This window comes from Agrobacterium salinitolerans (assembly GCF_027498475.1).
In the GTDB taxonomy this organism is placed as follows: Bacteria; Pseudomonadota; Alphaproteobacteria; order Rhizobiales; family Rhizobiaceae; genus Agrobacterium; species Agrobacterium salinitolerans.
Genome location: NZ_JAPZLN010000001.1, coordinates 821546 through 839608, shown reverse-complemented (window position 1 = coordinate 839608; position 18063 = coordinate 821546). Strand labels below are relative to the sequence as shown.

At 58.0% G+C, this 18063-nt stretch carries 14 protein-coding genes and 1 tRNA gene; 14 read left to right on the top strand and 1 reads right to left on the bottom strand.

The window, feature by feature from the left end; all coding sequences use genetic code 11:
• Positions 1–212 precede the first annotated feature (212 nt).
• The 3 genes from O9X91_RS04105 (at position 213) to O9X91_RS04095 (ending at position 1658) form a co-directional block, all read left to right on the top strand.
• A complete protein-coding gene (locus O9X91_RS04105) occupies positions 213–662 on the top strand; it encodes a hypothetical protein (protein ID WP_149147271.1) in 450 nt (149 codons plus the stop codon).
• A 279-nt stretch (positions 663–941) separates the two neighbouring features.
• A complete protein-coding gene (locus O9X91_RS04100; RefSeq protein WP_269833462.1) occupies positions 942–1166 on the top strand; it encodes a hypothetical protein in 225 nt (74 codons plus the stop codon).
• Positions 1167–1289: 123 nt separating this feature from the next.
• Positions 1290–1658, top strand: coding sequence for an MliC family protein (locus O9X91_RS04095; RefSeq protein ID WP_077981758.1), 369 nt, complete (start codon positions 1290–1292; stop codon positions 1656–1658).
• 462 nt (positions 1659–2120) lie between these two features.
• Here O9X91_RS04095 and O9X91_RS04090 read toward each other — a convergent pair whose 3' ends face one another.
• A complete protein-coding gene (locus O9X91_RS04090; protein WP_269826356.1) occupies positions 2121–2753 on the bottom strand; it encodes a TerC family protein in 633 nt (210 codons plus the stop codon).
• A gap of 400 nt (positions 2754–3153) precedes the next feature.
• Between O9X91_RS04090 and tuf the strand changes: the two genes are divergently transcribed.
• The 11 genes from tuf to rpoC all read left to right on the top strand — a co-directional run bounded on the left by tuf (position 3154) and on the right by rpoC (position 18009).
• Positions 3154–4329: an elongation factor Tu gene (tuf, locus tag O9X91_RS04085; RefSeq protein WP_065113659.1), complete on the top strand. Its 1176-nt coding sequence runs from the start codon at positions 3154–3156 to the stop codon at positions 4327–4329.
• A 251-nt stretch (positions 4330–4580) separates the two neighbouring features.
• Positions 4581–5474, top strand: a complete 894-nt coding sequence (locus O9X91_RS04080) for an NAD-dependent epimerase/dehydratase family protein (RefSeq protein ID WP_077981789.1) — start codon at positions 4581–4583, stop codon at positions 5472–5474.
• A gap of 125 nt (positions 5475–5599) precedes the next feature.
• Positions 5600–5675, top strand: a tRNA-Trp gene (locus O9X91_RS04075).
• Between the two features lie 184 nt (positions 5676–5859).
• Entirely contained in the window at positions 5860–6060 is a 201-nt protein-coding gene (gene secE / locus O9X91_RS04070; protein WP_042618546.1) for a preprotein translocase subunit SecE, read from the top strand.
• A gap of 45 nt (positions 6061–6105) precedes the next feature.
• Positions 6106–6636, top strand: a complete 531-nt coding sequence (nusG, locus tag O9X91_RS04065) for a transcription termination/antitermination protein NusG (protein WP_003523721.1) — start codon at positions 6106–6108, stop codon at positions 6634–6636.
• Positions 6637–6780: 144 nt separating this feature from the next.
• Positions 6781–7212, top strand: coding sequence for a 50S ribosomal protein L11 (gene rplK / locus O9X91_RS04060; RefSeq protein WP_003523723.1), 432 nt, complete (start codon positions 6781–6783; stop codon positions 7210–7212).
• Positions 7213–7214: 2 nt separating this feature from the next.
• Positions 7215–7910 (top strand): 50S ribosomal protein L1, encoded by a 696-nt coding sequence (rplA, locus tag O9X91_RS04055; protein WP_077981788.1) that lies wholly within the window; start codon positions 7215–7217, stop codon positions 7908–7910.
• 355 nt (positions 7911–8265) lie between these two features.
• The gene (rplJ, locus tag O9X91_RS04050) at positions 8266–8784 is read left to right on the top strand and encodes a 50S ribosomal protein L10 (RefSeq protein WP_004442637.1); all 519 of its coding nucleotides are present in this window, start codon (positions 8266–8268) and stop codon (positions 8782–8784) included.
• A gap of 59 nt (positions 8785–8843) precedes the next feature.
• Complete coding sequence (gene rplL / locus O9X91_RS04045; protein ID WP_077981787.1) at positions 8844–9221, top strand: 50S ribosomal protein L7/L12; 378 nt, start codon at positions 8844–8846, stop codon at positions 9219–9221.
• Positions 9222–9483: 262 nt separating this feature from the next.
• The gene (rpoB, locus tag O9X91_RS04040) at positions 9484–13620 is read left to right on the top strand and encodes a DNA-directed RNA polymerase subunit beta (RefSeq protein WP_142911495.1); all 4137 of its coding nucleotides are present in this window, start codon (positions 9484–9486) and stop codon (positions 13618–13620) included.
• A 180-nt stretch (positions 13621–13800) separates the two neighbouring features.
• Complete coding sequence (rpoC, locus tag O9X91_RS04035; protein WP_077981785.1) at positions 13801–18009, top strand: DNA-directed RNA polymerase subunit beta'; 4209 nt, start codon at positions 13801–13803, stop codon at positions 18007–18009.
• Positions 18010–18063 lie beyond the last annotated feature (54 nt).

Here is an 18063-nt window from a genome sequence, read left to right as displayed (position 1 = left end):
CTAACGAAAACTTAGGAAATTCGTTCCGCTGGAGGCTTGACGTCACACGAAGACGTGATTCTGCGACGTCGGCTTCATCGGGAAAACGCTGTCCGCGATGAGCGCGTTTTATGCCGGTTCAACCGGACTTTGTATCCGTGCCGCACGGCTCGTTGACAAGCGCAAAATCCGGTCGGATAGTCGCCCGGCAATCATGCAAACGGGAGCCTTCAATGTTTAACAGGGTTGTCATTCTCTCATCCTTTGCGCTGCTGACATCGGCGGCGTTTGTCTCCCCCGCAGCCGCACTCACCATGAAGGAGTGCAGCGCGAAATATCAGGCGGCGAAAGCCGACGGGTCTGCCAAGGACGTCAAGTGGAACGACTATCGCGCCAAGTTCTGCGGCAGCGAGGCGGCAGCCGAGGATGCGGCCGACGACAAGCAGGTCGCGGCCACGACAGAAAAAGAGCCCGAAAAAGCGACGATAAAAGCTCCCAGGGGCGTCGCTTTTCCGCGTGCGGTCGATAAGAAATATTCAAGCGAGACGCCCGCAAAGGCACGCCTGAAAACCTGTGCCGACTCTTACCACAAGAACAAGAATGACGGCACGCTCGGCGATCTGAAATGGATCCAGAAGGGCGGCGGCTACTGGAGCCTGTGCAACACGGCCCTGAAGAGCTGAGACAGGCGGGCGGCTGGCCAAGTACCGCCGGCATTGGCGCGTTATCCGACACGGCTTCGGATAACGCGTTAGTCGTTGGGTCGCGATCGTTTCCCTTGGGCCTTTTTCCCTGCCGCCATTGGCCGGCAGATGCGGATATCGCATCTTGTCCGCGATCAAGACTTGTCGCGGATCAGTCCGTCCTTGACGGTGGGAAATCCGTGGCTGGGAGCAACCCCGTTTTCGGGCGGGTAAAATCTGCGAATGGCTTGCGATTCAGTCTCTTGATAGAAAGATCTGATGCTGCGGGTCGATCCGCAGCCAGCAATTCAACGGCTGCGGCTGTCCGATGACGGTTCGCTGGCAATGTGGGCTGATGACCAGACGATTTCGAAACTATCTCACCGTGCTGGCCATATCGCTGTTGATGTGGACGGTGATCCTTGGCGTGGTTTATTGGCTGTTTCGATAGTTTCTACCAGGCTTACCGGCCTGAATGAAGCCGCCGCAAGGCTTGTTTGGTGAGAAGCCCCAGGTTCGCCTATGAGGCCGATATTCCCAAAAAATTTGAGGTGTTGAGAGACGGCCGCCCCATTTCGGCTTTGCTGGCGTGACCCTATGGTTCGGTGAAATCAGGAAAGGGTCATCATGAAAAAATCCGTTGCCGCGACATGCCTTGCAGTTTTCTCCACGTCGATTGCGACCGGCGCCATGGCTGAAGACCTGGTGATTCCGCTTCCGAAAGACACGACGGTCGAAAAGGTTGAGACCGTCTACCAATGCGCTGCCGACAAGGTGGAGGCCGTCTATTTCAATGCCGGTGAGATCAGCCTCGTTCGGCTGGGGCTGAAGGATGGCGTCACCGTTGCCGCAAATGTCATTTCCGGCTCGGGAGCGAAATATCAGGGCGGCATGTATGTCTGGTGGTCGAAGGGTGATGAGGCGGATCTTTACGATCTGATGGCCGATCCGCAGATGAAGCAGCCGGTTCATTGCATCGAGACCAAAAAACCCTAAACGTTTGCTCGTTTCCGCAAAGGAGCGGCGGCAGGGCGGTTTGTGACAACCTTGCCATGCCGCCGGTCAGCGTGGAAGTGCGCGCGCGGCGCGTTCAGCCAAGAACGAGCGACGCAAGAAGCGCCAGCAGGATGAGAGAACTGGCGACAACGCCGAGCCTCACCCTGCGAAGGCGGCGGGTACGTCCGCCGCTCCAGTCATAAGCCATTGGCAGCTTTACCTTTCTTTTTATTATTATGACTTATTGATTAGCTCCCTAGGCTTGCCCGTGCCTGACCTCAATTGCCAGAATCCATCGGCGAAAATTCACGATTTTCCTGTTCTCTCCCGATGTTGCAGCAAGTGCTTCGATTGATTCTTCCTGTCCCGCGACAGTGAGGCGGCTTCATGGGCGCAAGTCATGGAAAAGGCCCGGAAACGGGTGTTTCCGGGCCTTCTGTAGAAGCGTTTCTGGTGGCTGTTTCAACTCAGATAGGTCTGGAGATGGGGCAGAACCTCGAGCGTACCGTGATACAGCATGTTAAGGGCCACATAGATGATGACCATTAGGCCGAGATAGGAAATCCAGCGATAGCGGTGCAGCAGCTTGGCGACGAAGTTGGCGGCAAGGCCCATGAGCGCAATTGAAACGACGAGGCCGATGATAAGCACCGTCACATGTTCCTGCGCAGCGCCGGCGACGGCAAGGACATTGTCCAGCGACATGGAAACATCGGCGATGACGATCTGGGTCGCGGCCTGGAGAAAAGTCTTATGACCCTTGGTCAGGTCGGCCTCTTCGTCCGTCACCTCGTCTTCGATGGAACCTGCGGCCTCACGCAGTTCGACCCACATCTTCCAGCACACCCAGGCAAGCAGCAGGCCACCGAACAATTGCAGGCCGACAATGGCGAGAAGCTGCACGGTGACGGCGGCAAAACCGATGCGAAGAACCGTGGCGGCGATGATGCCCACCAGGATCGCCTTGCGGCGAAGGTGAGCGGGCAGACCGGCTGCGGCAAGGCCGATGACGATGGCGTTGTCGCCCGCCAGCACGAGGTCGATTGCGATAACCTGTAGGAATGCCGTGAAGCCGGCGGCTGTGAAGATTTCCATGGGATGGTCCTGAGGCGGTGCAGAGGTCGCGAAGGAGGCGACGGATCGAGGTATGGCGTTGATGGCGCGCCCGCGACGGATTCCAGTCGCCCGTCTCTCCCCGGCGATGACATGTCCTTAAGCCATCATGCCGGTGCAGGTAAAGAAGTTGTGATGGAAATATCTTATTTAGTGATCGACTATTCCGTAGAAGGGAGCCGCCGGGTCGGCACTGGCTTCGTCCTCGCGACGGTTTGAATGTCGCAGATCAGATACCATATACGGGCCTCAAGGCACGCTTTGGGCGCGCGCGAAGACGCTTTCACAATTAAGTCTTGCGCATTCGCTTACAAAGCCTTAAACGGCGACACCAAACCGGTGCGCCGGGGAAACTACTTCACGTTCACAGGAAGCAATTCACATGGCAAAGAGCAAGTTTGAGCGGACGAAGCCGCACGTCAACATTGGCACGATCGGTCACGTTGACCATGGCAAGACGTCGCTGACGGCGGCAATCACGAAGTTCTTCGGCGAGTTCAAGGCGTATGACCAGATCGACGCCGCTCCTGAAGAAAAGGCGCGTGGTATCACGATTTCGACGGCGCACGTTGAGTATGAGACGCCGAACCGTCACTACGCTCACGTTGACTGCCCCGGCCACGCCGACTACGTGAAGAACATGATCACGGGTGCAGCGCAGATGGACGGCGCGATCCTGGTTTGCTCGGCTGCTGACGGCCCGATGCCGCAGACCCGCGAGCACATCCTGCTTGCCCGTCAGGTTGGCGTTCCTGCGATCGTCGTGTTCCTGAACAAGGTCGACCAGGTTGACGACGCCGAGCTTCTGGAGCTCGTCGAGCTTGAAGTTCGTGAACTTCTGTCGTCCTACGACTTCCCGGGCGACGATATCCCGATCATCAAGGGTTCGGCGCTTGCTGCTCTTGAAGACAGCGACAAGAAGATCGGTGAAGACGCGATCCGCGAGCTGATGGCAGCGGTTGACGCCTACATCCCGACGCCTGAGCGTCCGATCGACCAGCCGTTCCTGATGCCGATCGAAGACGTGTTCTCGATCTCGGGTCGTGGTACGGTTGTGACGGGTCGCGTTGAGCGCGGTATCGTCAAGGTTGGTGAAGAAGTCGAAATCGTCGGCATCCGTCCGACGTCGAAGACGACGGTTACCGGCGTTGAAATGTTCCGCAAGCTGCTCGACCAGGGCCAGGCCGGCGACAACATCGGCGCACTGGTTCGCGGTGTTAACCGTGACGGCGTCGAGCGTGGTCAGATCCTGTGCAAGCCGGGTTCGGTCAAGCCGCACAAGAAGTTCAAGGCTGAAGCCTACATCCTGACGAAGGAAGAGGGCGGCCGTCATACGCCGTTCTTCACGAACTACCGTCCGCAGTTCTACTTCCGCACGACGGACGTGACGGGCATCGTTACGCTTCCTGAAGGCACGGAAATGGTTATGCCTGGCGACAACGTCACCGTTGACGTCGAGCTGATCGTTCCGATCGCGATGGAAGAAAAGCTGCGCTTCGCTATCCGCGAAGGCGGCCGTACCGTCGGCGCCGGCATCGTTGCCTCGATCGTTGAATAACGATCGCTAACGATGCCGTAAGCCTGCCGACGGCAATTAAGATGTGCAAATGGCGCGCAAGCGCGATTTGCGCGCGGCGCCGGCATCGTGGCTTCGATCGTCGAGTAATCTTTTCCCGTAAGGGATTTGAGAAAACCCCGCTGGAGACAGCGGGGTTTTTTGTTTTGTGCCGCACGGCTCAGAGGAGAGAATAGCTTTCGTTCTTCTCTCCGGGCTGCTACGTCATTGCCGGGGAGACAATGAGGAGTATCATGAAAAAGCGCATTCTATTTACCGGCGGTTCCGGCAAGGCGGGAAGGCATGTAATTCCTTGGCTTATCGACAAAGGGTATGAGGTTCACAACATCGATCTCGTGCCCCTCGACAGGCCGGGCGTGACCAATCTCATCGTCGATATCAGCGACAGCGGGCAGGTCTTTAATGCCTTGTCGATGCATAGCAACTTTGCCGAGCTTGAAGGCGGGAAGGGCGTTCTGCCCTATGACGCGGTGATCCATTTTGCCGCCGTTCCCCGCATTTTGATAAAGCCTGATAACGAGACGTTCCGCATCAATACGATGGGAACCTACAATGTTATCGAAGCCGCGGTGAAGCTTGGTATTCGCAAGATCGTCATCGCATCGAGCGAGACCACCTATGGCGTCTGCTTTGCCGAAGGCGATAAGGATTTCCATCATTTCCCGCTTGAGGAGGACTACGACGTCGATCCGATGGATTCATACGGACTGTCGAAAGTGGTGAATGAAAAGACCGCGCGGGCCTTTGCAGAGCGAAGCGGATACGACATTTACGCGCTGCGAATCGGTAATGTCATCGAACCCCATGAATATGAGAAATTTCCCGACTTCTTTGCCCGTCCTGAGACGCGTAAACGCAATGCCTGGGGTTACATCGACGCGCGTGATCTCGGTCAGATCTGTCATTTGTGCGTCGAGAAGGACGGTCTCGGCTATCAGGTCTTCAACGCCGTCAATGATAGTGCGACGGCGACGGTTCCCACGCGAGAGCTTGCGCGGACATATTTCCCTGGCGTGCAATTTCGTCGCGATATCGGGGACCATGAGGGATTGATCTCCAACCGCAAGATTCGCGAAGTTCTGGGTTTCAGGGAAGAACATGACTGGCGGAAATACGTCAAACCCTGACGGGTGCACGATTTTCGGGGGCGGAGTGGAAAAAACAAAAAACACACTTGCCATTCTTTCCCCTGCACCTTAAAGGAGCGCATACCGAATTGGCCAAGCGATTTCGCGGCCGGTTCAGGTGATGAAGGGGTATAGCTCAGTTGGTAGAGCGGCGGTCTCCAAAACCGCAGGTCGGGGGTTCGAGCCCCTCTGCCCCTGCCACTTTCCATTCGCAAGCGCGGTTTTCGCTGCATGGCAGATGGGGCCGGTTTACCGGCGAATTTCGCCGAATGTCGATTTCCTCTTGTTAAAAGTGGAATCGGTGTTTATGTAGGGTCAAAACAGACACGCGGTGCGTGGGGCTGATTAGTATCGGCTTTACGCGCCGTAATTGCGTGGGCAGTCAATGGCATCCAAAACCAATCCGTTTACGTTTCTGCAGCAGGTTCGCGCCGAAGCGTCAAAGATCACTTGGCCGTCGCGCCGCGAGACCATGATTTCGACGGCTATGGTGCTGGTGATGGTCATTTTTGCGGCTCTGTTCTTCTTTGCTGCGGACCAGCTCATCGGCTGGCTGCTCAGCCTGGTGCTGAGTGTGGGCCGGTAACGGCACGCTCAAGGGCCCGGTAGAAGGATCGAACGGAGAATAAAAATGGCAGCGCGCTGGTATATCGTTCACGCATATTCGAATTTTGAAAAGAAGGTCGCGGAGTCGATCGAGGAAAAAGCCCGTCAGAAGGGTCTGGATCATCTTTTCGAGAAAATCCTCGTGCCGACCGAAAAGGTGGTCGAGGTGCGTCGCGGCCGCAAAGTCGATAGCGAGCGCAAGTTTTTTCCAGGTTACGTGCTTGTGCGCGCCAACCTGACGGATGAGGCCTATCACCTCATCAAGAACACGCCGAAGGTTACCGGTTTCCTCGGTTCGGACAGCAAGCCTGTTCCGATTCCCGATTATGAAGCCGAGCGTATCCTCGGTCAGGTTCAGGAAGGTGTCGAGCGTCCGAAGTCTTCGGTTTCGTTCGAGATCGGCGAGCAGGTTCGCGTTTCCGACGGTCCTTTCGCGTCGTTCAACGGCGTGGTGCAGGATGTCGACGAAGAGCGTTCGCGCCTGAAGGTGGAAGTTTCGATTTTCGGCCGCGCGACACCGGTCGAGCTGGAATACAATCAGGTCGAAAAGGTCTGATTGGCGGGGTGAAGCCCCAAGCGCGTGGAAGGCTAACTGGCTCTTTAAGCCGGGGCAGGGCGCCGCACCACGCAACCGCAGCCGCCGGAGCAATCCGGCTTGAGAGAAGCCGGGTAACCGGTTTGAATTGAAAGGCAGAGAGATATGGCTAAGAAAGTTGCAGGCCAGCTCAAGTTGCAGGTAAAGGCCGGGGCGGCCAATCCGTCCCCGCCGATCGGTCCGGCACTTGGTCAGCGTGGCATTAACATCATGGAATTCTGCAAGGCGTTCAATGCCGCCACGCAGGAAATGGAAAAGGGTATGCCGATTCCGGTCGTCATCACCTACTACCAGGACAAGTCCTTCACCTTCGTTATGAAGCAGCCGCCGATGACGTATTGGCTGAAGAAGGAAGCTAAGATCACCTCCGGTTCCAAGACGCCCGGCAAGGGCGCCAAGGTCGGCTCCATCACCAAGGCTCAGGTCAAGACGATCGCTGAAGCCAAGATGAAGGATCTGAACGCAGCCGACATCGAAGGCGCAATGGCGATGGTTGAGGGCTCTGCCCGCGCCATGGGCCTGGAAGTGGTAGGTTGATCATGGCCAAGGTAGCAAAGCGCATTCAGAAGATCCGCGAAGGCGTGGATTCCAACAAGCTCTACGTTCTCACCGACGCCATTTCGATGGTCAAGGAACGTGCAGTCGCCAAGTTCGACGAAACCGTTGAAGTTTCGATGAACCTCGGCGTTGACCCGCGCCATGCGGACCAGATGGTTCGTGGCGTTGTCAACCTGCCGAACGGCACCGGCCGTGACGTTCGCGTCGCCGTCTTCGCACGTGGCGCCAAGGCCGATGAAGCTACGGCTGCTGGTGCTGACGTTGTTGGTGCAGAAGAGCTGGTTGAAATCGTTCAGGGCGGCAAGATCGACTTCGATCGCTGCATCGCGACCCCGGACATGATGCCGCTCGTCGGCCGTCTCGGCAAGGTACTCGGCCCGCGTGGCATGATGCCGAACCCGAAGGTCGGAACCGTGACCATGGACGTTGCCGGTGCCGTCAAGGCATCCAAGGGCGGCGCTGTCGAATTCCGCGTAGAAAAGGCCGGTATCGTACACGCTGGCGTTGGCAAGGCTTCGTTCGACGCCAAGGCTCTTGAAGAAAACATCAAGGCTTTTGCCGATGCCGTCATCAAGGCAAAGCCGGCTGGTGCCAAGGGTAACTACGTCAAGCGCGTGGCGATTTCCTCGACCATGGGTCCGGGCGTCAAGATCGACCCTTCGTCGGTCACCGCTTAATAAATTCTCGCGCTCCCCAGGGGAGTGTGAATAAAAGAATTTCCGGCTCCCAGGGAGCCGGAGATTTCCGGGGAAACCCGGAACTCCTGTCCGAGATTGCGGGTGGCCTTGTCTTTCGGGATTTGGCCTTAATCATTTAGCCTGCATGAGACGGGTGAGGCTGGATTTGAGGCATCTTTCGATGCCTGACTGTCCGGTTCGAACCTGGTGTGCCTGTGCCTGAAGCCGTTTGCGGCGACAGAGCGGGGGACAGGATCCTCGAGCGTCGCTCGGGATCTTTGTAAAAAGGTCCCTTGGGGCAAAGGCAAACCCGACGGGTTCACAATCATGTGGTCCCGTCTACTGGAGACAGACAGTGGAAAGAGCGGAAAAACGCGAATTCGTCACGGAGCTGAACGAAGTCTTCAAGGCTTCCGGTTCGGTTGTCGTGGCCCACTATGCTGGTGTCACCGTTGCGCAGATGAACGACTTCCGTTCGAAGATGCGCGCTGCCGGAGGCACCGTCAAGGTCGCGAAGAACCGCCTGGCCAAGATCGCTCTTCAGGGTACGGAGTCGGAAGGGATGACCAATCTCTTCAAGGGACAGACGCTGATTGCATACAGCACTGACCCGATGATCGCTCCGAAAGTCGTCATGGATTTCGCCAAGACCAACGACAAGGTCGTTGTTTTGGGCGGCGCCATGGGCGCAACCACGCTCAACGCCGAAGCAGTCAAGTCGCTTGCGACCCTGCCTTCGCTCGACGAGCTGCGTGCAAAGCTGCTGGGCCTTCTCAATGCCCCGGCAACTCGCGTCGCAACGGTTGTTGCAGCACCGGCAAGCCAGCTTGCCCGCGTGTTCTCGGCTTACGCCAAGAAGGACGAAGCCGCTTAAGGCGGTTTTTCGCTGTAAATATTCAAACTGGTTCGAACTGAACAAAAGGAACTATCAAAATGGCTGATCTCGCAAAGATCGTAGAAGACCTCTCCTCGCTGACCGTTCTGGAAGCTGCAGAACTGTCGAAGCTTCTTGAAGAAAAGTGGGGCGTTTCCGCTGCTGCTCCGGTAGCTGTTGCTGCTGCTGGCGGTGCTGGCGTTGCTGCTGCTGTTGAAGAAGAAAAGACCGAGTTCGACGTTATCCTGGTTGACGCTGGCGCCAACAAGATCAACGTCATCAAGGAAGTTCGCGGCATCACCGGCCTCGGCCTCAAGGAAGCCAAGGACCTCGTCGAAGGCGCTCCGAAGCCGGTCAAGGAAGCTGTTTCCAAGGCTGAAGCTGCTGATCTCAAGAAGAAGCTTGAGGACGCAGGCGCCAAGGTTGACGTTAAGTAATCTTGCGATTGCTGGCGGGAAGGGGCTTTATGTCCCTTTCCGTCGTCATCGTTTTTAAAACTCATTACCCAAAAGCCGCGTGAAAATGGCTTTTGGGTAATGGGTTCTTCAAGAGAATGGTTCCGAACCGGCTCATCTAGGCAATCCGGCCTGATCGATCCGGGATGTGGAACGAGATTGATGATACCCATTGCTTGACGGGATCGACTGGCCATCGGTTCCCGTCCGTTGCAGGCCCGGATGCAATTTTAAAGGAGCGACGATGGCTCAGACCCTTTCGTTTAACGGTCGCAGGCGCGTACGCAAGTTTTTCGGCAAAATTCCAGAAGTAGCGGAAATGCCGAACCTCATCGAGGTTCAGAAGGCTTCGTATGACCAGTTTCTCATGGTTGACGAGCCCAAGGGTGGCCGTCCCGACGAGGGATTGAATGCCGTATTCAAATCCGTATTCCCGATCACCGATTTCTCGGGCGCGTCCATGCTTGAATTCGTGTCCTACGAATTCGAAGCGCCGAAGTTCGACGTCGAGGAATGCCGTCAGCGCGATCTGACCTATGCAGCGCCGCTCAAGGTGACGCTGCGTCTCATCGTGTTCGATATCGATGAAGATACGGGCGCGAAGTCCATCAAGGACATCAAGGAACAGTCCGTCTACATGGGCGATATGCCGCTCATGACCAATAACGGTACGTTCATCGTCAACGGCACCGAGCGCGTCATCGTTTCGCAGATGCACCGTTCGCCGGGCGTGTTCTTCGATCACGACAAGGGCAAGAGCCATTCTTCCGGCAAGCTGCTGTTTGCTGCCCGCGTCATCCCGTATCGCGGTTCCTGGCTCGACATCGAGTTCGACGCCAAGGACATCGTCTATGCGCGTATCGACCGCCGCCGCAAGATCCCCGCGACCTCGCTGCTGATGGCGCTTGGCATGGACGGCGAAGACATTCTGTCGACCTTCTACACCAAGGCTTCCTATGAGCGCGACGGCGACGGCTGGCGCATTCCCTTCCAGCCCGAGACGCTGAAGAACGCCAAGGTCATTACCGACATGATCGACGCCGATACCGGCGAAGTCGTGGTCGAAGGCGGCAAGAAGCTGACCCCGCGCCTGATCCGCCAGCTGACGGAGAAGGGCCTCAAGGCGCTGAAGGCGACCGACGAAGACCTTTATGGCAACTATCTGGCCGAAGACATCGTCAACTACGAGACGGGTGAAATCTATCTCGAAGCCGGCGACGAAATCGACGAGAAGACCCTCGGTCTCATCCTGCAGTCGGGCTTCGACGAGATTCCAGTCCTCAACATCGACCACGTCAATGTTGGTGCCTATATCCGCAACACGCTGTCTGCCGACAAGAACGAGAACCGTCAGGAAGCCCTGTTCGACATCTACCGCGTCATGCGTCCGGGTGAGCCGCCGACCATGGAATCGGCCGAAGCGATGTTCAACTCGCTGTTCTTCGATGCTGAACGTTACGATCTGTCGGCCGTTGGCCGCGTCAAGATGAACATGCGCCTCGACCTCGATGCGGAAGACACCGTGCGCACGCTGCGCAAGGAAGACATCCTCGCGGTTGTCAAGATGCTGGTCGAACTGCGCGACGGCAAGGGCGAAATCGACGACATCGACAACCTCGGCAACCGCCGTGTTCGCTCTGTCGGCGAACTGATGGAAAACCAGTATCGTCTGGGCCTTCTGCGCATGGAACGTGCGATCAAGGAACGTATGTCCTCGATCGAAATCGACACCGTGATGCCGCAGGACCTGATCAACGCGAAGCCGGCTGCCGCCGCTGTTCGCGAATTCTTCGGTTCCTCGCAGCTTTCGCAGTTCATGGACCAGGTGAACCCGCTTTCGGAAATCACCCACAAGCGCCGTCTTTCGGCTCTTGGACCGGGTGGTCTGACCCGCGAGCGCGCTGGCTTCGAAGTCCGCGACGTTCACCCGACCCATTACGGCCGTATTTGCCCGATCGAAACGCCGGAAGGCCCGAACATCGGTCTGATCAACTCGCTTGCAACCTTCGCCCGCGTCAACAAGTACGGCTTCATCGAAAGCCCGTACCGCAAGATCGTCGAAGGTAAGGTGACCAATGACGTGATCTACCTCTCCGCGATGGAAGAGGCCAAGTATTACGTCGCGCAGGCCAACGCGCCGCTCAATGAAGACGGTTCGTTCTCGGAAGAGTTCGTCGTCTGCCGTCACTCGGGCGAAGTTATGCTCGCACCGCGTGACAACATCAACCTGATGGACGTTTCGCCGAAGCAGCTCGTTTCGGTCGCAGCGGCGCTCATTCCGTTCCTGGAAAACGACGACGCCAACCGCGCTCTCATGGGCTCGAACATGCAGCGTCAGGCCGTTCCGCTTCTGCGCGCCGAGGCGCCGTTCGTCGGTACCGGCATGGAGCCGATCGTCGCCCGTGACTCCGGCGCTGCCATTGCGTCCCGTCGCGGCGGTGTCGTCGATCAGGTGGATGCGACCCGTATCGTTATCCGCGCCACGGAAGACCTCGATGCCGGCAAGTCCGGTGTTGACATCTATCGTCTGCAGAAGTTCCAGCGTTCGAACCAGAACACCTGCGTCAACCAGCGTCCGCTGGTTTCCGTCGGCGACATCATCTCCAAGGGCGATATCATCGCGGACGGTCCGTCGACCGACCTCGGCGATCTGGCTCTCGGCCGCAACGCGCTCGTCGCGTTCATGCCCTGGAACGGCTACAACTACGAAGACTCGATCCTGATGTCGGAGCGTATCGTTTCCGACGACGTGTTCACCTCCATCCACATCGAAGAATTCGAAGTGATGGCGCGCGACACGAAGCTTGGTCCGGAAGAAATCACGCGCGACATTCCGAACGTTTCGGAAGAAGCGCTGAAGAACCTCGACGAAGCCGGTATCGTGTACATCGGTGCGGAAGTTCAGCCGGGCGACATCCTCGTCGGCAAGATCACGCCGAAGGGCGAAAGCCCGATGACGCCGGAAGAAAAGCTTCTGCGCGCCATCTTCGGTGAAAAGGCTTCCGACGTTCGCGACACCTCCATGCGCATGCCTCCGGGCACGTTCGGTACGGTCGTGGAAGTCCGCGTCTTCAACCGTCACGGTGTGGAGAAGGACGAGCGCGCGATGGCTATCGAGCGCGAAGAGATCGAGCGTCTGGCGAAGGACCGCGACGACGAGCAGGCGATCCTCGACCGTAACGTCTATGGCCGTCTGATCGACATGCTGCGTGGTCAGGTTTCGATTGCCGGTCCGAAGGGCTTCAAGAAGGGCGTCGAGCTCTCCAACGCCGTCGTCTCCGAATATCCCCGCTCGCAGTGGTGGATGTTCGCTGTCGAAGACGAGAAGGCTCAGTCCGAGCTGGAAGCGCTTCGCGGCCAGTACGACGAATCCAAGTCGCGCCTTGAACAGCGCTTCATGGACAAGGTCGAAAAGGTCCAGCGTGGCGATGAAATGCCTCCGGGCGTCATGAAGATGGTCAAGGTCTTCGTTGCCGTTAAGCGCAAGATCCAGCCGGGCGACAAGATGGCCGGCCGTCACGGCAACAAGGGCGTTGTCTCGCGCATCGTTCCGGTCGAGGACATGCCGTTCCTCGAAGACGGCACGCATGTCGACATCTGCTTGAACCCGCTCGGCGTGCCTTCGCGCATGAACGTCGGCCAGATCCTCGAAACCCATCTCGCATGGGCATGCGCAGGCATGGGCAAGAAGATCGGCGAGATGCTCGAAGAGTATCGCAAGACGATGGACATCAGCGAGCTTCGCAGCGAGCTGACGGAAATCTACGCGTCTGAAGCCAATGACGAGGTTCAGAGTTTCGATGACGACTCGCTTGTCAAGCTTGCCGAAGAAGCCAAGCGCGGTGTTTCCATCGCGACCCCGGTCTTCGACGGTGCGCATGAGCCTGACGTCGCCGCGATGCTGAAGAAGGCAGGTCTGCATGAATCCGGTCAGTCCGTTCTTTATGACGGTCGTACCGGTGAGCCGTTCGACCGTAAGGTCACCGTCGGCTACATGTACATGATCAAGCTGAACCACCTTGTTGACGACAAGATCCACGCTCGTTCGATCGGTCCTTACTCGCTCGTTACCCAGCAGCCGCTGGGCGGAAAGGCGCAGTTCGGCGGTCAGCGCTTCGGGGAAATGGAAGTCTGGGCTCTGGAAGCATACGGCGCGGCTTACACGCTGCAGGAAATGCTCACCGTCAAGTCGGACGACGTGGCGGGCCGCACCAAGGTCTACGAAGCGATCGTCCGTGGCGACGACACCTTCGAGGCCGGTATTCCGGAGAGCTTCAACGTTCTCGTCAAGGAAATGCGGTCGCTGGGTCTTTCGGTCGAACTGGAAAACTCGAAGATCGAGAACCAGCCCGAAGACCAGCTGCCCGACGCGGCGGAATAAGACGATAGAGGCGGGCGCCTGCAAGGGCGCCTGCCGGTTTCCCGGACGGTATTGGCCGGTTCGGGACACTTTCGCCGCATTATGCGGTTAATCCGTATTTAAAGCTCTGGACGGCGACCCGGGAAGAAGCCGGTCCGGATGCAAACAGGGGCAGCAGCTAGCCTCTCAAGGAGACAAGGCATGAACCAAGAGGTCATGAATCTTTTCAATCCTCAGGTGCCTGCGCAGCATTTCGATTCCATCCGGATTTCGATCGCTTCGCCGGAAAAAATCCTGTCGTGGTCCTACGGCGAGATCAAGAAGCCGGAAACCATCAACTACCGTACGTTCAAGCCTGAGCGTGACGGTCTTTTCTGTGCGCGTATCTTCGGACCGATCAAGGACTATGAGTGCCTGTGCGGCAAGTACAAGCGCATGAAGTACAAGGGCATCATCTGCGAAAAGTGCGGCGTCGAAGTGACGCTGTCGCGCGTTCGCCGTGAGCGCATGGGCCATATCGAGCTCGCAGCGCCGGTTGCCCACATCTGGTTTCTGAAGTCGCTTCCTTCGCGTATCTCGACCCTGCTCGACATGACGCTGAAGGATGTCGAACGCGTTCTCTATTTCGAGAACTACATCGTCACCGAACCCGGTCTTACCTCGCTCAAGCAGAACCAGCTTCTGTCTGAAGAAGAGTACATGATTGCCGTCGACGAGTTCGGCGAAGACCAGTTCACCGCCATGATCGGCGCTGAAGCCATCTACGAGATGCTGGCTTCGATGAATCTGGAAAAGATCGCCGGCGACCTGCGTGCCGAACTTGCTGAGACCACGTCCGATCTCAAGCAGAAGAAGCTGATGAAGCGCCTGAAGATCGTCGAGAACTTCATGGAATCCGGCAACCGCCCGGAATGGATGATCATGAAGGTCGTTCCCGTGATCCCGCCGGACCTGCGTCCGCTGGTTCCGCTGGATGGCGGCCGTTTCGCGACGTCCGACCTCAACGATCTCTATCGCCGCGTCATCAACCGTAACAACCGTCTGAAGCGCCTGATCGAGCTTCGTGCGCCTGGCATCATCATCCGCAACGAAAAGCGTATGTTGCAGGAATCCGTCGATGCGTTGTTCGATAACGGCCGTCGCGGTCGCGTCATCACGGGTGCCAACAAGCGTCCGCTGAAGTCGCTCTCCGACATGCTCAAGGGCAAGCAGGGCCGCTTCCGCCAGAACCTTCTCGGCAAGCGCGTCGACTATTCCGGCCGTTCGGTCATCGTGACCGGTCCGGAACTGAAGCTGCACCAGTGCGGCCTGCCGAAGAAGATGGCGCTCGAACTGTTCAAGCCGTTCATCTACGCCCGCCTCGACGCCAAGGGTTACTCCTCGACCGTCAAGCAGGCCAAGAAGCTGGTTGAAAAGGAAAAGCCCGAGGTCTGGGATATCCTCGACGAGGTGATCCGCGAACATCCGGTTCTGCTGAACCGCGCACCGACGCTGCACCGTCTGGGCATCCAGGCTTTCGAACCGATGCTGGTCGAAGGCAAGGCCATCCAGCTGCACCCGCTCGTCTGCACGGCCTTCAACGCCGACTTCGACGGTGACCAGATGGCTGTTCACGTTCCGCTTTCGCTGGAAGCCCAGCTGGAAGCGCGCGTGCTGATGATGTCGACCAACAACATCCTGCATCCGGCAAACGGCCACCCGATCATCGTTCCTTCGCAGGACATGGTTCTCGGCCTGTACTACCTGTCGATCATGAACCAGAACGAGCCGGGCGAAGGCATGGCCTTCTCCGACATCGGTGAGCTGCATCACGCGCTTGAAAACAAGGTCGTGACGTTGCATGCCAAGATTCGTGGACGCTTCAAGACCGTGGATGCCGATGGCAAGCCGGTTTCGAAGATCCATGAGACGACCCCTGGCCGTATGCTCATCGGCGAACTTCTGCCGAAGAACGTCAACGTGCCTTTCGACGTCTGCAACCAGGAAATGACCAAGAAGAACATCTCCAAGATGATCGACACGGTCTACCGTCATTGCGGCCAGAAAGACACGGTCATCTTCTGCGACCGCATCATGCAGCTCGGCTTCAGCCACGCCTGCCGCGCCGGCATTTCGTTCGGCAAGGACGACATGGTCATTCCGGACAGCAAGGTGAAGATCGTCGGTGACACCGAAGCTCTCGTGAAGGAATACGAACAGCAGTACAATGATGGTCTCATCACCCAGGGCGAAAAGTACAACAAGGTTGTCGACGCCTGGGGCAAGGCGACCGAAAAGGTCGCTGAAGAAATGATGGCGCGCATCAAGGCTGTCGAGTTCGATCCGGAAACGGGCCGCCAGAAGCCGATGAACTCCATCTACATGATGTCCCACTCGGGTGCTCGTGGTTCTCCGAACCAGATGCGTCAGCTGGGCGGCATGCGCGGCCTGATGGCCAAGCCCTCGGGTGAAATCATCGAGACGCCGATCATCTCGAACTTTAAGGAAGGTCTGACCGTTAACGAGTACTTCAACTCGACCCACGGTGCCCGTAAGGGTCTCGCAGACACCGCCTTGAAGACGGCGAACTCGGGTTACCTTACCCGTCGTCTCGTCGATGTCGCGCAGGATTGCATCGTCAACTCCAGGGATTGCGGCACCGACAAGGGCCTCACCATGACGGCCATCGTCGATGCCGGTCAGGTCGTTGCTTCGCTCGGCGCACGTATCCTCGGTCGTACGGCTCTGGACGATATCGACAACCCGGTCACCGGCGAAAACATCGTCAAGGCTGGGACTCTGATCGACGAAGCGGACGTTGCGACCATCGAAAAGGCCGGCATCCAGTCCGTCCGCATCCGCTCTGCGCTTACCTGCGAAGTGCAGATCGGCGTCTGCGGCGTCTGCTACGGTCGTGACCTTGCACGCGGTACGCCTGTCAACATGGGCGAAGCCGTTGGCGTCATCGCCGCGCAGTCGATCGGTGAACCGGGCACGCAGCTCACCATGCGTACCTTCCACCTTGGCGGTACGGCAAACGTGGTCGACCAGTCGTTCCTCGAAGCGTCGTATGAAGGCACGATCCAGATCAAGAACCGCAACATCCTGCGGAACTCCGAAGGCGTTCTCATCGCCATGGGCCGTAACATGTCCGTTACGATCCTTGACGAGCGCGGCGCGGAACGGTCCACGCAGCGTGTCGCTTACGGTTCGAAGATCTTCGTGGACGATGGCGACAAGGTAAAGCGTGGCCAGCGTCTTGCAGAGTGGGACCCCTATACCCGTCCGATGATGACGGAAGTGGAAGGTACCGTTCACTTCGAAGACCTCGTCGACGGCCTCTCCGTTCTGGAAGCGACCGACGAATCCACCGGCATCACCAAGCGTCAGGTCATTGACTGGCGTTCGACGCCGCGCGGTTCGGATCTCAAGCCTGCGATCGTCATCAAGGACGCGTCCGGTGCTGTTGCGAAGCTTGCCCGTGGTGGCGAAGCCCGCTTCCAGCTTTCGGTTGACGCCATCCTGTCGGTCGAGCCGGGTGCGAAGGTCTCCCAGGGCGACGTGCTTGCACGTTCGCCGCTGGAAAGCGCCAAGACGAAGGACATCACCGGTGGTCTGCCGCGCGTTGCCGAACTGTTCGAAGCCCGTCGTCCGAAGGACCACGCCATCATCGCAGAGATCGATGGTACGATCCGCCTCGGCCGCGACTACAAGAACAAGCGTCGCGTGATGATCGAACCTGCGGAAGACGGCGTCGAGCCAGTCGAATACCTGATCCCGAAGGGCAAGCCCTTCCACCTTCAGGAAGGCGACTATATCGAAAAGGGTGAATACATCCTCGACGGTAACCCGGCACCGCACGACATTCTGGCGATCAAGGGTGTGGAGGCTCTGGCTTCCTACCTCGTGAACGAAATCCAGGAAGTCTACCGACTGCAGGGCGTTGTGATCAACGACAAGCACATCGAGGTGATCGTTCGCCAGATGCTGCAGAAGGTTGAGATCACCGATGCTGGTGACAGCCAGTATATCGTTGGCGACAATGTCGACCGTATCGAGATGGAAGACATGAACGACCGTCTGATCGAAGAGGGCAAGAAGCCTGCGTATGGCGAGCCGGTTCTGCTCGGCATCACCAAGGCTTCGCTGCAGACGCCGTCCTTCATCTCGGCCGCATCCTTCCAGGAGACCACCAAGGTTCTCACGGAAGCTGCGATTGCCGGCAAGACGGACACGCTGCAGGGCCTCAAGGAAAACGTCATCGTCGGCCGTCTCATCCCGGCCGGTACCGGCGGCACCATGACGCAGATCCGCCGCATCGCCACCTCGCGCGACGACCTCATTCTCGAGGAACGCCGCAAGGGTACGGGCGCAGGCTCTGCGAACCAGATGCTGCAGGACATGACGGACCAGGCTCCGGCCGCCGAATAAGGCGGGAAGGGCAGGGGCTTTGCGAAGCCCCTCCGAAATTCAGAGCAAGACGCC

Coding starts and splice junctions, on each gene's coding strand:
- O9X91_RS04105 (WP_149147271.1), top strand. CDS start 213: ATGTTTAACAGGGTTGTCATTCTCTCATCCTTTGCGCTGCTGACATCG.
- O9X91_RS04100 (WP_269833462.1), top strand. CDS start 942: ATGCTGCGGGTCGATCCGCAGCCAGCAATTCAACGGCTGCGGCTGTCC.
- O9X91_RS04095 (WP_077981758.1), top strand. CDS start 1,290: ATGAAAAAATCCGTTGCCGCGACATGCCTTGCAGTTTTCTCCACGTCG.
- O9X91_RS04090 (WP_269826356.1), bottom strand. CDS start 2,753: ATGGAAATCTTCACAGCCGCCGGCTTCACGGCATTCCTACAGGTTATC.
- tuf (WP_065113659.1), top strand. CDS start 3,154: ATGGCAAAGAGCAAGTTTGAGCGGACGAAGCCGCACGTCAACATTGGC.
- O9X91_RS04080 (WP_077981789.1), top strand. CDS start 4,581: ATGAAAAAGCGCATTCTATTTACCGGCGGTTCCGGCAAGGCGGGAAGG.
- secE (WP_042618546.1), top strand. CDS start 5,860: ATGGCATCCAAAACCAATCCGTTTACGTTTCTGCAGCAGGTTCGCGCC.
- nusG (WP_003523721.1), top strand. CDS start 6,106: ATGGCAGCGCGCTGGTATATCGTTCACGCATATTCGAATTTTGAAAAG.
- rplK (WP_003523723.1), top strand. CDS start 6,781: ATGGCTAAGAAAGTTGCAGGCCAGCTCAAGTTGCAGGTAAAGGCCGGG.
- rplA (WP_077981788.1), top strand. CDS start 7,215: ATGGCCAAGGTAGCAAAGCGCATTCAGAAGATCCGCGAAGGCGTGGAT.
- rplL (WP_077981787.1), top strand. CDS start 8,844: ATGGCTGATCTCGCAAAGATCGTAGAAGACCTCTCCTCGCTGACCGTT.
- rpoB (WP_142911495.1), top strand. CDS start 9,484: ATGGCTCAGACCCTTTCGTTTAACGGTCGCAGGCGCGTACGCAAGTTT.
- rpoC (WP_077981785.1), top strand. CDS start 13,801: ATGAACCAAGAGGTCATGAATCTTTTCAATCCTCAGGTGCCTGCGCAG.